The sequence below is a fragment of the Cypionkella sp. genome, assembly GCF_030652235.1.
Lineage (GTDB): Bacteria > Pseudomonadota > Alphaproteobacteria > Rhodobacterales > Rhodobacteraceae > Cypionkella.
Map to the genome: position 1 here is coordinate 22,554 of NZ_JAUSBA010000004.1, position 13,912 is coordinate 36,465.

The window sequence follows — 13,912 nt, forward strand, 5'->3', positions numbered from 1 at the left end:
AGGTTTCGTCAAATAGAAACCCCCGGCACACACGCTAGCGTTGAGCCGAGGGAGTTTTTTTCAGCAGATCAGGCGATAAGGTCGCCGTTCAAGCCGCGATCGAGCAGCGCAATCGTCTCCTCCACGCCATAAAGCGCGATAAAGCCGCCAAAGCGCGGGCCGTCCGAGGCGCCGAGCAAGACCTCATACAAAGCCTTGAACCAATCGCGCAAAGGCTCGAATGCATGGTCCTTGCCAACCGCGAAGACCATGCTTTGCAGCGCTTCGTCGTCCAAGCCGCCGTCCCACGCCACCAACCGCGCGCGCAGATCCAGCATCGCAGCGCGTTCCTGATCGGAAGGCAGGCGGAACACCCGTGTCGGTGCAATCCGGTCGGCGAAATAGCGCAGGGCATAGCCCGCCGCTGCATCCAGATCGGGGTTGCCTTCCGGCGAGGCATCCGGCGCATAGCGCTTGATAAAGCCCCAGAGGCCGCGCGCATCCTTTGCCCCCGACACCGATGCAAGGTTCAACAGCATCGAGAACGGCACCACCATTTTCGACGCAGGCGGGTTGCCCTTGTGGATGTGCCAGACCGGATTGTTGACCTGCTGATCCAGATCCTGCGCAGGGTAAGCCCGCAACTGCTGGTGATATTCATCCATCGCGCGCGGGATCACATCGAAATGCATCCGTTTCGCGGTTTTGGGCTTTTGATACATGAAATACGACAGGCTTTCCGACGAAGCATAGAGCAGCCATTCGTCAATCGTCAGGCCATTGCCTTTGGATTTGGAAATCTTCTGGCCCTGATCGTCGAGGAACAGCTCATAGCTCATATGGTTCGGCTTGCGGCCCCCCAACACTTCACAAATCCCGTCATAAATCGGGGTGTTGGTGGAATGGTCCTTGCCATACATCTCAAAATCGACATCCAGCGCCGCCCAGCGCGCGCCGAAATCGGGCTTCCATTGCAGTTTGACGCGGCCGCCGGTGACCGGAAGCGTCCATTCGCGCCCCGTTTCATCATCAAAGGTGATGGTGTGATTGACCGCATCGACGTTCTTCATCGGCACATACATCACCCGCCCGGTTTCGGGATGGATCGGCAGGAAGCAGGAATAGGTCTGCTGGCGTTCTTCGCGCAAGCTGGCCAGCATGATCTTCATGATCGCGTCATAGCGCTCGGTCGCCAGCTTTAGCGTATCGTCGAATTTGCCCGATTTATAGAATTCGGTGGCGCTGATGAACTCATATTCAAAACCAAAGGTATCGAGAAACCGCCGCAGCATAGCGTTGTTATGCGCGCCAAAGCTGTCAAACTCACCGTAAGGGTCCGGCACCGAGGTCAGTGGCCTCTGCATATGCTCGTGCAGCATATCCTGCTGCGGCACGTTTTCCGGCACCTTGCGCATCCCGTCGACGTCATCGGAAAAACAGATCAACCGCGTCGGAATGTCCGAGATCGTCTCAAACGCCCGCCGGATCATCGTCGTCCGCGCGACCTCGCCAAAGGTGCCGATATGCGGCAGACCCGACGGGCCATAACCGGTTTCAAACAGCACATAGCCCTTTTCCGGTGCCTTTTTCTCAAAGCGTTTCAGCAGCGCGCGGGCCTCTTCAAAGGGCCAAGCTTTCGATTTCATCCCAGCATCGCGCAAAGCGGACATCGCGGCATACTCCAACGCGTGACGACCCCATGTCATCACAAGCCCTTGTCCTCTATTGCCGCCAAGCCCGCAGGTCAATATTCTGCACCGCAACAATAGGAGAGCAGCCGTGCCCGATACCCCCCCCTCGCTGTCGCCCCAAGACGCATTGCTGGCCGTGATGATCGCTGTCTCGGCATCAGACGAGAACATGCGCACCGCCGAACTGGTGGCGATTCAACGCACCGTCAACCATATGCCGGTGTTCGCGAATTACGACGCCGATCGCATCCGGGTGGTGGCACAAACGGTGTTTGATCTGTTTGAGGAAGAAGATGGCCTTGAAGCGTTATTCGGCCTGATCCGCGATGCTTTGCCCGAACGGTTGAATGAAACCGCCTATGCGCTTGCCTGCGATGTCGCCACCGCGGATGGCAGCCTGCGCGAAGTCGAGTTGCGCATGCTGGAGGAGGTGCGCGAAGAGCTGAACATCGATCGCCTGCACGCCGCAGCCATCGAATGGGGCGCGCGGGTGCGGCATCTGCGGCCCTAAGGCAGCGCCCCGGTGTGGCCGATGCCCGCGATGCAAGCGCGTCAGATCTAAGTTGAATCGAAAATCGCGGCCTTTTGCATGCGCTTGAACGCGTTTTTCGATTAAAGATCTTTTAACCAAAACCTGACACGCTCTTGCGAATGCAGAGCGGGCATTTGGCAATCTGAAACGTGCCACTGATGGCAATCCACCCCGCAAAGCCCGTTGACCGATAGATGCGACTTGGCCAAACTCTGGCGCATGGGGGAGCCACCATGTTGATGTTTTCGCGCTTTATAGATCGAGGCACCGAGATGATCGGCAAGGCGGTTGGCTGGTTTGTTCTGGCCGCCATTCTGCTGAGTGCCGGCAATGCGGTGGTGCGCAAGCTGTTCAACAGTTCGTCCAACGCGCTGCTCGAGGCGCAATGGTATCTTTACGGCGCGGCATTTCTGCTGGCGGCGGCCTATACGCTGCGACAAAACGAGCATATCCGCATCGACATCGTCTATGGCGCGCTGTCGCGGCGCACCCAGCACTGGATTGATCTGCTGGGCCATCTGTTCTTCCTGATGCCCTTCGCGATCCTGATGGATGTGTATTTCACCTCATATGTGCTGCAATCCTACCATTCTGGCGAAACATCGAACAACGCGGGCGGTCTGACCCTGTGGCCTGCCAAGGCACTGCTGTTGATCGGGATGTTGCTTTTGACACTGCAAGGCGTTTCGGAAATCATCAAGAAAATCGCGGTGATGCGGGGCATCATCCCCGATCCTACCCCATTCGTATCCAGCCACGAGGCTGCCGCGTTGGAAGGTGCTGAATTGGCCGAAAAACTCGCGGCCATCCAAGCCGAAGCCGACAAGGAAGCCCGCAAATGATGGAACTTATCGCGCAGAACATGGCGCCGATCATGTTCGTCTCGCTGGTGGTGTTTCTGCTGGCGGGCTATCCGGTGGCATTTTCGCTTGCCGCCAATGGCCTGCTGTTCTTCGTCTTTGGCGTGTTTCTGGCCCCGTTGTCCGAAGGCACCATCACGCTGGATTGGCCGCTGCTGTATGCGCTGCCCGAACGGTTCTGGGGGGTGATGCAGAACGAAACGCTGTTGGCGATCCCGTTCTTTACCTTCATGGGCATCGTGCTGGAGCGATCCGGCATGGCCGAGGATCTCTTGGAAACCATCGGCCAATTGTTCGGCCCGGTGCGTGGGGGGCTTGCCTATGCGGTGATCATCGTCGGCGCATTGCTGGCAGCCACCACGGGCGTTGTCGCGGCTTCGGTCATTGCCATGGGTTTGATTTCGCTGCCGATCATGCTGCGCTATGGCTATGATCGTCGGATGGCCAGCGGGGTGATTGCGGCCTCGGGCACCTTGGCGCAGATCATTCCGCCCTCGCTGGTGCTGATCATTCTGGCCGACCAGTTGGGTCGCTCGGTCGGCGATATGTACAAGGGCGCGATGGTGCCGGGCCTGGTGCTGACCGGGCTGTATATGACGTATGTGTTCCTCGTCAGCATGTTTCGCCCCAACTGGGTCCCGGCGCTGCCGAAAGAGGCCCGCACCTTGGGCAATGGCGTCACTTCACTGGTGGTGTCACTGCTGATCGCGGCGGTAATGGGCTATCTGATCATCAAGGCCCTGCTGCCGCGCTATGGCGAAGGCGCTGATATCATTGGCGCTTCTGTCGCCATCATCGCGATCTATGTTGCAGCCCTGCTGGATCGGGCGCTGAAGATAAACCTGATGTCAAAGCTGTGCTCGCAAGTGATCGTCGTGCTGATCCCACCGCTGGCGCTGATCTTTCTGGTGCTGGGCACGATCTATCTTGGCATCGCCACCCCGACCGAGGGCGGCGCGATGGGGGCGGTCGGTTCATTGTTTCTTGCAGGGATCAAAGGCCGCTTGAACCTGTCAGTGATCCAACAAGCTCTTGCTTCCACGACCCGGCTGTCGTCCTTCGTGATGTTCATCCTGCTTGGTGCGCGGGTGTTCTCGCTGACGTTTTACGGCGTGCAAGGCCATCTTTGGGTTGAACACCTGCTGACCGCAATGCCGGGCGGCCAGTTGGGCTTCCTGATTGGGGTGTCTGTTCTGGTGTTCCTGCTGGCGTTCTTCCTCGATTTCTTCGAGTTGGCCTTCATCCTCGTGCCCTTGCTCGCCCCAGTGGCCGACAAACTGGGCATCGACCTGATCTGGTTCGGCGTCATCCTTGGCGTCAACATGCAAACCTCGTTCATGCACCCGCCGTTCGGCTTTTCGCTGTTCTACCTGCGCTCGGTCGCGCCGACAGAGCCGTTTATTGACAAGGTGACAGGCAAACTGACGGCTCCGGTCAAGACCAGCCAGATCTATTGGGGGGCGGTGCCGTTCGTGATCATCCAAGTGGTGATGATCGGTCTGGTGATCGGTTTCCCGCAGATGGTGATGCATTACAAAGGCGCTGTGGTCGACACCTCGCATGTCACTTTCACCGCGCCGAATTCCGGCCTGGGTGGGCTGGGGGGCTTGGGCGGCTTGGATGGCGGGCTTGGCACTGGCTTGGGGGGCAGCGCCACACCCGCCGCGCCCGCGCCGTCGGGCAATGACCTGCTGTCGCAACCGCCCAGCTTTGGCACCACAAAGCCAGCAGCCCCAGCACCATAACCCCATTGCGCTGAACGCACGAAAAAGCCCCCGCCGAGCAATCGACAGGGGCTTTTCTTAAAGCAATGCGCTTACAGTTTGCCGTCGCGCTGTTGGATCATCATGAAGGTGTCGTAGTTGTATTCCGCCACCTGCGTCCACTGATAGTAATCGTTGCGGAAGGCTTTGATCGACTCCCATATTTTCTTGAACGGCGCGTTGATGGCCTCCATTTCAGCATAGACCTCATTGGCTGCGGTGAACGAGGCTTGCAGAATTTCCGGGCTGAACGGCCGCAGTTGTACGCCCTGACCAACCAGAGATTTGATCGCCGTCGGGTTTTTGTAATCATACTTCTGCAGCATATCGGCATCCGCCGCACGGCACGCGGTGCGCAGCAAAGACTGATAGGTCGGGGTCAGCGCTTCGTACTGGCCCTTGTTGAAGAAGAAGTGAACCGTCGGGCCACCTTCCCACCAGCCGGGATAATAGTAGAACGGCGCCACCTTATAGAAGCCAAGTTTTTCGTCGTCATAGGGGCCAACCCATTCCGCCGCATCAATCGTGCCCTTTTCGAGCGCTGGGTAAATATCACCGCCCGGAATTTGCTGCGGCACCACGCCCAGTTTGGTCAGCACCTTGCCCGCAAAGCCGCCGACGCGGAATTTCAAGCCCTGAAGATCGGCCAAAGTGTTGATTTCCTTGCGGAACCAGCCGCCCATCTGCACCCCGGTGTTGCCGCCCGGCAGGCCAAAAATACCCTTGGTGGCCAAGAATTCATTATACAGATCAATGCCGCCGCCATGGTAATGCCACGCATTGATGCCGCGTGCAGACAGCGAGAACGGCACCGCCGCCGCCAGTGCAAAGGTCGGATCCTGCCCGAAGTTATAATAGCCAACGGTGTGGCACGCCTCGACCGTCCCCGCGCTGACCGCATCGGCCGCAGGCGCGCCACCGGGCACCAATTCCCCCGCCGCAAACACCTGAATCTGGAAATTGCCGTCGGTGGCGTCCGACAACATCTTTGAGAGAACCTCAGCCCCACCATAAATCGTATCCAGCGATTTCGGGAAAGACGAGGTCATCCGCCAAGTGATCTTCGGGCTTGTCTGCGCAATCATCGGCGAGGCCAGCATCGCGGCCCCCGCAGCACCGACGCCCCCGATGGAAGCTTTTGTCAAAAACGAACGACGATCCATGCAATCCTCCTGTTAATGCAATAGCGAAGTCCGGCTTGGGGTCATCCACCCTTCCCGAGACAGGGCAAGACTACACTCTGCGGTGGTTCTGTCTACGCGCTTGGAGCGCGGGCTTGCGCATTCAAACCAGAAATCCCCGCGTGTTTTCCCTGTGATGCAGCATGACGTGAAGGCAGCAAGCCAACAGGGCGGGTGGGTGTGCAGCGGCCTCATCGCAGTCCGGATGGTTGCTTAAAGCGATCCGCGTTTCTGGGTTAAACACGCTTCGTCTAAAGATAGGCCTGCCCCCAGCGGTTTAACAATTGGCCCTGCAAGCGATGTGCCCGCCGCACCCAAGCCTTGTCGCCCTCGGGTGATTCCCGGTTCCACACCGGCACAGCCGCGCGGCGCGGCAGATCAGCGGTGAAGATCGCAAAGGCCAGCGACCGCCCCCCCGGTGCATCGACATACCCCGACAGGTTAGAGACGAAATTCATCGTGCCACTTTTCGCCGAAACCCGCGCCGCGCTGCCCGGTTTGGCGGCTTTGGCCGCAGGCTTACCGTCCTGCTGCGGCAGATCGGCGGATTTCAGCAGATCGTGCAGCAGCGAAAGCCGCTTATCCTGCCGCGCCTTGATCATCACCTGCACCATCTCTGCCGGGCTGATCCGGGTTTTCGGCCCCAGCCCGGAATGATCGCCAAACACCGCTTGCACGCCAAACCGCCGCCGCGCCCAAGTGGTCATCACCGCCGCCGAGCCCTCCAGCGTGCCCGCGCCCGAGGCCGCAAGCCCCACCGCCTCGGCCGTCAGATTGGTTGAGAATTTCAGCATCTTGCGCAGCAGATCCGGCAAAGCCTCGGACTCGTGCCGCACAATCTCTGCCGACTTTGGCAAAGCATACACCACCTCGGCCTTAGGCAGCTTGATGCCCTGCGCCGCGCACAGGGTCTGGAACACTTCCGCCACATAGGTCGCCGCATGGCGCACCGGCAGCCAGCGCGAGCCCTCGCGCCCCAAAGCCCGTCGCGCCACTGACCAATTGTCCCGCGCCGCCCCCGCTTCATAGGCAAACACCGGCACGTCCCGATCCACCACCTGCATCGAGGCCATCATCACGGGCGGCACAAACCGCGCACCTTCGGCGTTCATCGCCAAAGAATAGCCGTCATTCACCGCTTTCCAGACGAAATTCACCCGGTTGAAATTCAGCATCAGCCCCGAAATCGCCGGATTATAGCCAACGAAATCCGGTTGATCGGTGGCAATCTCGGCCCGCTCTGGCAGCGCCCCGGCATAAGCGATGAATTTCCCCGTCACCTCGCGCAGACCCGAGGCCGCCAGTGCCGCCACCAGATCGCCCATCTTATCGGTGTCAAAGGTTGGATCACCGCCCCCCGCCAAGATCAAATCACCGTCGAGCCGCCCATTCGCCACCGCACCTGTCCGCATCACCCGCGTCACAAAGCGATGCTTAACCCCCAGCTTTTCCAGCGCAAACGCCGTCGTCACGGCTTTGGTCACACTTGCAGGCGGCATTTCCAACGCCTCACCGGAAGCTTCCAACACCTGACCCGAGGCCAGATCGACCACGCAATAGCCCACCGCCCCGGTCAGCTTGGCCGCCGCCACCAAAGCCGCAGCGCCCGCGTCCGCAGACGTGACCAGCGGGCGCGGACTTGGCCGCGCGCGGGGCCGCAGCGACACGGCAGGCGCTTGCGCCCATGTAGGCAGCGCAGCCCCCGCCAGCAGCCCGCCCAACACCCACCTGCGCCCTACCAGCATCGCGGACTCCTTTGGTCATTCTTTGCGTATAAGTATCCTCACCGAAGGCTTTGGTGCAATCGCATGCCACGCCTGATCAAAAGCAATTCACCGCTTCCACTCGCCCCGCGCCCGGATCGCACTGGAAGACGCGCCATTCATCGGGATGTTCACAAAACACCATGCCGGAGCTTTGCGTCCGCGCAAATTCTCGCCCCGGTCGACCTGATTGACCCGAAACGCCCGCGCGGCAACAGAGGTCCGCGCCGCCACTCCAGACCCCGGACGTGCCAAAACGCCCACAGGCACGCTGCGCAAAATATCCCGCCAGCGGTTCCAGCGGTGAAATTGCACCAGATTATCCGCCCCCATCAGCCAGACAAAATGCACGCCGGGATAAACACTGCGCAACTTGCGCAAAGTATCCGCCGTGGCCCGCGTGCCCAACCGCGCCTCTAGATCGGTAATCACCACGCGCGGATCGGGCATCACCGCCCGCGCCCGCGCCAACCGTTCCGCCATCGGGGCAGGCTGGCGCGCCTTCAGCGGATTGCCGGGGCTGACCAGCCACCACACCCGATCCAACCCCATCCGCTTGAGCGCTTCGCGGGTGATATGCACATGCCCTTCATGCGCCGGATCAAACGATCCGCCCAGAAGGCCGATGACCATGCCTTTGGTCGCAATGGGAAACCCTGTTCTCATGCCGCCATGTTTCTCTGAAGCCTTGCGGCTTTACAATCGCTTCCCGCATGACAAGCCCAAGACTGTGCCCGATCTGCGCCAACCCCTCTTGACGTCGCAAAATGCTTGACTAAGGTCAGGAAAAATACCTGACCGGGGCCAAACATGCTTGACGCCATCGCTCGCCTGCGCCGCTTTAACCGCGCCGTCACCCGTGAGGTGGGCGCGCTTGACCAATCCTACCTTGGGCGGGGTCGCCCGCTTGGCGCGGCCCGCGTCCTGCAACTGATCACCCCGCAAGGCACGGACATTGCAGAAATACGCGCCAAACTGGCGCTCGACTCTGGTCTGCTCAGCCGCTTGCTGCGCACGCTTGAAGCCGAAGCCCTGATCCAGCTTGCCAGCGATCCCGCCGACCGCCGCTGCCGCACAGCCCACCTTACCCCGGCGGGGCAGACCGAAATGGCGGCTTACGAGGCCATCGGTTATGCCCGCGCCGCCGAAACACTCGCCCGCGCAGGCAAGCAGCCGCAAGCTCTGATTGACGCGATGGATTTGATCGCCACCACGCTGCTGCGCGACCAGACCGAAATCCGCGACGCCGACCCGAATGACTGCGCGGCCCTCGCCTGCCTACAAAGCTATTACGACCTTCTGGTCGAAAAAATCCAAGGCATCACCCCTGGCATGCTCACCCTGCCGCTGGCGGACGCGCAGAACTACCGCCCGCCGCACGGCGCTTTCCTGATCGCGTGGAGCGATGATCTGCCGGTAGGCACGGTCTCGCTCCGCCCGCTGGATGCCACCACCGCCGAGGTCAAACGCCTTTGGGTCGATCGTTCTGCCCGGGGCCAAGGCATCGCCCGCCGTCTGATGCACGCCATCGAATCCCGCGCGAAATCGCTTGGCTATGCCCATCTGAAACTTGACACCAACGCGGCCCTCACCGAAGCCATCACCCTCTACCGCACCTGCGGCTGGTCTGACATCCCCGCCTACACCAGCGATCCCGCGACGCATTGGCTGGGCAAAACCCTCTAAAGCACAGCAATCAGCCCCACCCCCACGTTGCTCTTGCCCCCAACAATCGCTACATACCGCCTCAACAGCGCAGAGCGACTTTGTCCAGGAGCACCCCCAATGGCCTCGTATCAGTATGTCTACCACATGGAAGGCGTCTCCAAGACCTATCCCGGTGGCAAGAAGTGCTTTGAGAATATCCACCTGAACTTCCTGCCTGGCGTGAAGATCGGTGTGGTCGGCATCAACGGCTCGGGTAAATCGACGCTGCTCAAGATCATGGCGGGGATGGACACCGACTTTAAGGGCGAGGCTTGGGCCGCCAAGGGGGCCAAGGTCGGCTATCTGGCGCAGGAACCCTATCTTGACCCGTCCTTGGACGTGAAGGGCAACGTCATGCTTGGCGTCGCCAAGCAGACCGCCATTCTGGAACGCTACAACGAATTGGCGATGAACTATTCGGACGAAACCGCCGATGAAATGGCGCAACTGCAAGACGAGATCGACGCGGGCAACCTGTGGGAGCTTGAGGCTTCCGTCGGTGTCGCGATGGACGCCCTGCGCTGTCCGCCCGATGACGCCGATGTGGAATCGCTGTCAGGCGGAGAACGCCGCCGGGTGGCTTTGTGCAAGCTGCTGCTGGAAGCCCCGGACATGCTGCTGCTGGATGAGCCGACCAACCACCTTGACGCCGAATCCATCGCTTGGCTGCAAAAACACCTGATCGCCTATCGCGGCACCATCCTGATCGTCACCCACGACCGCTACTTCCTGGACGACATCACCTCGTGGATTCTGGAACTCGACCGTGGCCGGGGTATGCCTTACGAGGGCAACTACTCGGCTTGGCTGGAGCAAAAAGCCAAACGGATGAGCCAAGAGGCGCGCGAGGATAAGTCCAAGCAGAAGGCGCTGGAGAAAGAATTGGAATGGATCCGCTCGGGCGCCAAAGCCCGCCAATCCAAAGGCAAGGCCCGCTTGGCCCGCTACAACGAGATGGCTGGCCAGACCGTGCTGGAACGCGCGTCCTCGGCGCAGATCATCATCCCGAATGGCGAACGCTTGGGCAGCAAGGTGATCGAAGTCACCGGCCTGAAGAAACACATGGGCGACAAGCTGTTGATCGAGGATCTGACCTTCACCATCCCGCCGGGGGCTATCGTCGGCGTGATCGGCCCGAACGGTGCGGGTAAATCGACGTTGTTCCGCATGATCTCGGGTCAAGAACAACCCGACGAGGGCACGATTGTTCTGGGTAACACCGTGCAACTGTCCTATGTCGACCAAAGCCGCGATGCGCTGGACCCGAACAAGAACGTCTGGGAAGAAATCTCGGGCGGGTCTGAAGTCATCCAGCTTGGCGATATGTCGTTGAACAGCCGCGTCTACACCGGGGCGTTCAACTTCAAAGGCACCGACCAGCAGAAAAAGGTCGGTCTGCTGTCGGGTGGTGAGCGTAACCGCGTCCACATGGCGAAACTGCTGCGCTCGGGCGGCAACGTGCTGCTGCTCGATGAGCCGACCAACGACCTTGACGTCGAAACCCTGCAAGCCCTTGAATCTGCGATCGAAGATTTCGCCGGCTGCGCCATCATCATCAGCCACGACCGCTTCTTCCTCGACCGCCTGTGCACACATATGCTGGCGTTTGAAGGCGACGCGCATGTCGAATGGTTTGAGGGCAACTTCCAAGCCTATGAGGAAGACAAAGTGCGGCGCTTGGGGCCCGATGCTTTGGAGCCGAAACGGGCGAAGTATAAGCGGTTCAGCCGGTAAGTCTTAAAATCGCCTATCTGTTAGAAATGCCGGGGAAATGCCCGGCATTTTTTATGTCCTATTGTGTTGAAGTCTACATCCGCCCAGTCAGCAACAAGATCAGCACGACAATCGCCACGACCCCAATAACCCCAACGCCGCCGTGGCCGTAACCATAGCCATAGCCGCCAAATCGGCCACTAAAGCCGCCGAGCAGGAAGATCACCAAGATGATCAGCAAAATGGTTCCAAGTGACATCGGGTAACTCCATGATAAAAGGGAAGGGTACGGGTCAGCCAGACCGGAAAACCCGCCAAAATCTTGGGCTTACTTGCCCTTGATCACATCTCGCACGGTGTCTTTTGCGCTGCCGACAGCGTTTTGCACGCGGCCTTCCACTTGATCAGCCTTGCCTTCGGCCTGCATCTTGGCATCGCCAAGCGCCGAGCCAAGCGCTGCTTTCGCCTTACCTGCCACAACTTTGGCCGAGCCTGCGATCCGGTCTTTATCCATGATAACCTCCATTAACGTTTTGGCTTTACACAAACGTCACCTTAGCCTGATCATCAGATATCCCCTGATAAATCAAAGGCTTCAGTACCGCTGTTATGTGGAAGCAAACGCGTGAAACCGAAAATGGTTCCCAAGGCAGCACAAGGTACAATTCTGTAAACTTATCTCAATGCTGCACGCGGCGGCGGGAACCAAACCGCGCTATCGGGGTTTATTCCGCAGGTTCGACACCCCTATATAAGGAAAACGCCATGAAAGGCATCGTCGCTTACTTCCTCGGGATCCCGATTGTGATCATCATTCTGCTCTATGTGACAGGTATTTTCTGATCGCCCCAAAGCGCAGATACCGCCGTCCAAACAATGGCATTAAATCAAAGAGGCGAGGCGTTTGCCTCGCCTCTTTGTCATTCAGAGCAGGGCTCAGATCATTCCTTGATCACATGCCAGACACCGCCCAAGCCGTCGCCATTGGCATCACCCTTGGCTTTGTCGCCGGCGAAATAATACGTAGGCTTGCCGTCATAGGCCCATTGCTTGGTGCCGTCGGTACGGTCGACCAGCGTCCAGCCTTCGGTCAGGGCCGCATCAGCCGCGCCCAGATAAGGGGGCCATTTCACCGCGCAATCGTCGTAGCAGGCCGAAACCCCGCCTGCATCCTTGTCGAAAATATACAGGGTCATGCCCTTGGCATCGGCCAGCATCCCCGCCGCTTGCGCAGCAAGGCTCGAAGCCAGAATGAAAGCCGCACTCAGCGCGGTCAGGTGTTTGCTGTATTGCATCACAGATCTCCTTGCGGTCAGACGTTCCGCAGCAACGCCGCAGGATCAACCAAGGCAGCCCCGGTCCTGCGAGTCGCAGGGGTGGCGCACCGACACCCTGCGCTGTCGTTATAGCACAGCGCGGGCGCTGCAAGATCAGCCTTTGGTCTGATGAACGGCCCTGCTCGCGCGACTGTGAAGGCTTGGATTATTCTGCCGGAAGCGGGCGCGGCTTGCCGTCCTCATCAATGGCGACAAAGGTGAACAAGCCATGCGTGACCTTCTCGCGCCGCTCGTGCCGATTGCGCAGCACCCAAGCCTCAATCTGCAACCCCATCGAGGTTCGCCCAACCCGCGCAATGCTGACATAGATGCACAAAACATCGCCCACCTTCACCGGGCGAATGAACTGCATCGCGTCAATCGCCACCGTCGCCACCCGGCCCTGTGCGCGGGCCGAGGCCACAATTCCCGCCGCCATATCCATCTGGCTTAGCACCCAGCCGCCAAAAATATCGCCGTTATTGTTGACATCGCGCGGCATCGTCAGCGTGCGCAGGGTCAAGGCACCATGCGGCTGCTCGGGATCTGGCGGTTGCGGCATGGCCTATCCTTGAATAAGGGTTTGAGGGATTAAGAAACACTGAACGCGACAGGGTCAACCCATTGTTTTAAAATGACTATAAAAGGTCCCGAGTTGGGACCTCAGTTCAACATCCCACCATCGGAATCGTCCCCGGTTTCTTCCAGCAGACGGTCCAAATTCGGCACGATCACGTGCCGCTTGCCCTCCAACACGATCACGCCTTCGCGTTTCAGGGTCGAGATCTGGCGGCTGACCGTCTCTAACGTCAGCCCCAGATAATCCGCCATCTCCTCGCGCGTCAAAGGCAGATCAAACCGCACCCCGCCTTTGCTGGCGAGCTTCAAAGACGCATTCCGCCGCGCAATGATCGTGAGCAGCGAGGCAATCTTCTCGCGCGCCGTCTTGCGGCCCAGCAGCAGCATCCATTCGCGCGCGGCGTCCAGTTCATCCAGCGTCATCTCCAGCAACCGCTGCGCGATATGTGGGGTCGAGCCCATCAGTTCCTCAAACGGCTTCTTGCGAAAGCAGCACATCACCAGATCGGTGGTTGCGGTCACATCATAAGCCGCTGTCGCGCGACCGGGACGCCCGACGAAATCCGATGGCAGCAGCAATCCCACCATCTGCCGACGGCCATCCTCCATGGTCTGGGTCAGCGTCGCGATACCGGTGACGACCGAGGCCACAAATTCCATCCGGTCGCCCGACCAGATCACTGGTTGCCCGGCCTGAAAGCTGCGATAATATTTGATCGCTTCCAACTGATGCAGCTCGTCCGTCTCACAGCGCGCACAAACCGCCCGGTGCCGAATCGGACAGTCGCCGCAATTCAGATCGGCAATTTTAGGGTCATGATGCGACAT

Annotated in this window: 14 protein-coding genes; 5 read left to right on the top strand and 9 right to left on the bottom strand. The window is 59.6% G+C overall.

Annotated elements, in window-relative coordinates; genetic code table 11:
- Positions 1-68: 68 nt before the first annotated feature.
- On the bottom strand, positions 69-1,649 hold the full coding sequence (locus Q7V03_RS01075; protein ID WP_304923831.1) for a lysine--tRNA ligase: 1,581 nt from the start codon (positions 1,647-1,649) through the stop codon (positions 69-71).
- A 109-nt stretch (positions 1,650-1,758) separates the two neighbouring features.
- Between Q7V03_RS01075 and Q7V03_RS01080 the strand changes: the two genes are divergently transcribed.
- The 3 genes from Q7V03_RS01080 (at position 1,759) to Q7V03_RS01090 (ending at position 4,807) form a co-directional block, all read left to right on the top strand.
- Entirely contained in the window at positions 1,759-2,181 is a 423-nt protein-coding gene (locus tag Q7V03_RS01080) for a tellurite resistance TerB family protein (protein WP_304923769.1), read from the top strand.
- A gap of 254 nt (positions 2,182-2,435) precedes the next feature.
- Positions 2,436-3,044: a TRAP transporter small permease subunit gene (locus Q7V03_RS01085; RefSeq protein ID WP_304923770.1), complete on the top strand. Its 609-nt coding sequence runs from the start codon at positions 2,436-2,438 to the stop codon at positions 3,042-3,044.
- Positions 3,041-4,807 carry a TRAP transporter large permease subunit gene (locus tag Q7V03_RS01090; RefSeq protein ID WP_304923771.1) on the top strand — a complete coding sequence of 589 codons (1,767 nt, stop codon included), beginning with the start codon at positions 3,041-3,043 and terminating at the stop codon, positions 4,805-4,807. The genes Q7V03_RS01085 and Q7V03_RS01090 overlap by 4 nt, the downstream gene beginning before the upstream one ends.
- Positions 4,808-4,878: 71 nt before the next feature.
- On the opposite strand, the gene Q7V03_RS01095 is transcribed toward Q7V03_RS01090, so the two are convergent.
- The 3 genes from Q7V03_RS01095 to Q7V03_RS01105 all read right to left on the bottom strand — a co-directional run bounded on the left by Q7V03_RS01095 (position 4,879) and on the right by Q7V03_RS01105 (position 8,435).
- Positions 4,879-5,988, bottom strand: coding sequence for a TRAP transporter substrate-binding protein (locus Q7V03_RS01095; protein ID WP_304923772.1), 1,110 nt, complete (start codon positions 5,986-5,988; stop codon positions 4,879-4,881).
- 269 nt (positions 5,989-6,257) lie between these two features.
- Entirely contained in the window at positions 6,258-7,751 is a 1,494-nt protein-coding gene (gene dacB / locus Q7V03_RS01100) for a D-alanyl-D-alanine carboxypeptidase/D-alanyl-D-alanine-endopeptidase (protein ID WP_304923773.1), read from the bottom strand.
- Between the two features lie 87 nt (positions 7,752-7,838).
- Positions 7,839-8,435 (bottom strand): nicotinate-nucleotide adenylyltransferase, encoded by a 597-nt coding sequence (locus Q7V03_RS01105; protein ID WP_304923774.1) that lies wholly within the window; start codon positions 8,433-8,435, stop codon positions 7,839-7,841.
- A 144-nt stretch (positions 8,436-8,579) separates the two neighbouring features.
- Between Q7V03_RS01105 and Q7V03_RS01110 the strand changes: the two genes are divergently transcribed.
- Positions 8,580-9,455: a helix-turn-helix domain-containing GNAT family N-acetyltransferase gene (locus Q7V03_RS01110; RefSeq protein WP_304923775.1), complete on the top strand. Its 876-nt coding sequence runs from the start codon at positions 8,580-8,582 to the stop codon at positions 9,453-9,455.
- Between the two features lie 99 nt (positions 9,456-9,554).
- Complete coding sequence (gene ettA / locus Q7V03_RS01115) at positions 9,555-11,210, top strand: energy-dependent translational throttle protein EttA (protein WP_304923776.1); 1,656 nt, start codon at positions 9,555-9,557, stop codon at positions 11,208-11,210.
- A gap of 73 nt (positions 11,211-11,283) precedes the next feature.
- Here ettA and Q7V03_RS01120 read toward each other — a convergent pair whose 3' ends face one another.
- The 5 genes from Q7V03_RS01120 to fnrL all read right to left on the bottom strand — a co-directional run bounded on the left by Q7V03_RS01120 (position 11,284) and on the right by fnrL (position 13,912).
- Positions 11,284-11,448, bottom strand: coding sequence for a DUF3309 family protein (locus Q7V03_RS01120; RefSeq protein ID WP_304923777.1), 165 nt, complete (start codon positions 11,446-11,448; stop codon positions 11,284-11,286).
- Between the two features lie 69 nt (positions 11,449-11,517).
- Positions 11,518-11,703: a CsbD family protein gene (locus Q7V03_RS01125; RefSeq protein WP_304923778.1), complete on the bottom strand. Its 186-nt coding sequence runs from the start codon at positions 11,701-11,703 to the stop codon at positions 11,518-11,520.
- A 427-nt stretch (positions 11,704-12,130) separates the two neighbouring features.
- Positions 12,131-12,484: a hypothetical protein gene (locus Q7V03_RS01130; RefSeq protein WP_304923779.1), complete on the bottom strand. Its 354-nt coding sequence runs from the start codon at positions 12,482-12,484 to the stop codon at positions 12,131-12,133.
- Between the two features lie 187 nt (positions 12,485-12,671).
- Positions 12,672-13,067: an acyl-CoA thioesterase gene (locus tag Q7V03_RS01135; protein WP_304923780.1), complete on the bottom strand. Its 396-nt coding sequence runs from the start codon at positions 13,065-13,067 to the stop codon at positions 12,672-12,674.
- A 101-nt stretch (positions 13,068-13,168) separates the two neighbouring features.
- Entirely contained in the window at positions 13,169-13,912 is a 744-nt protein-coding gene (fnrL, locus tag Q7V03_RS01140) for a transcriptional regulator FnrL (protein ID WP_304923781.1), read from the bottom strand.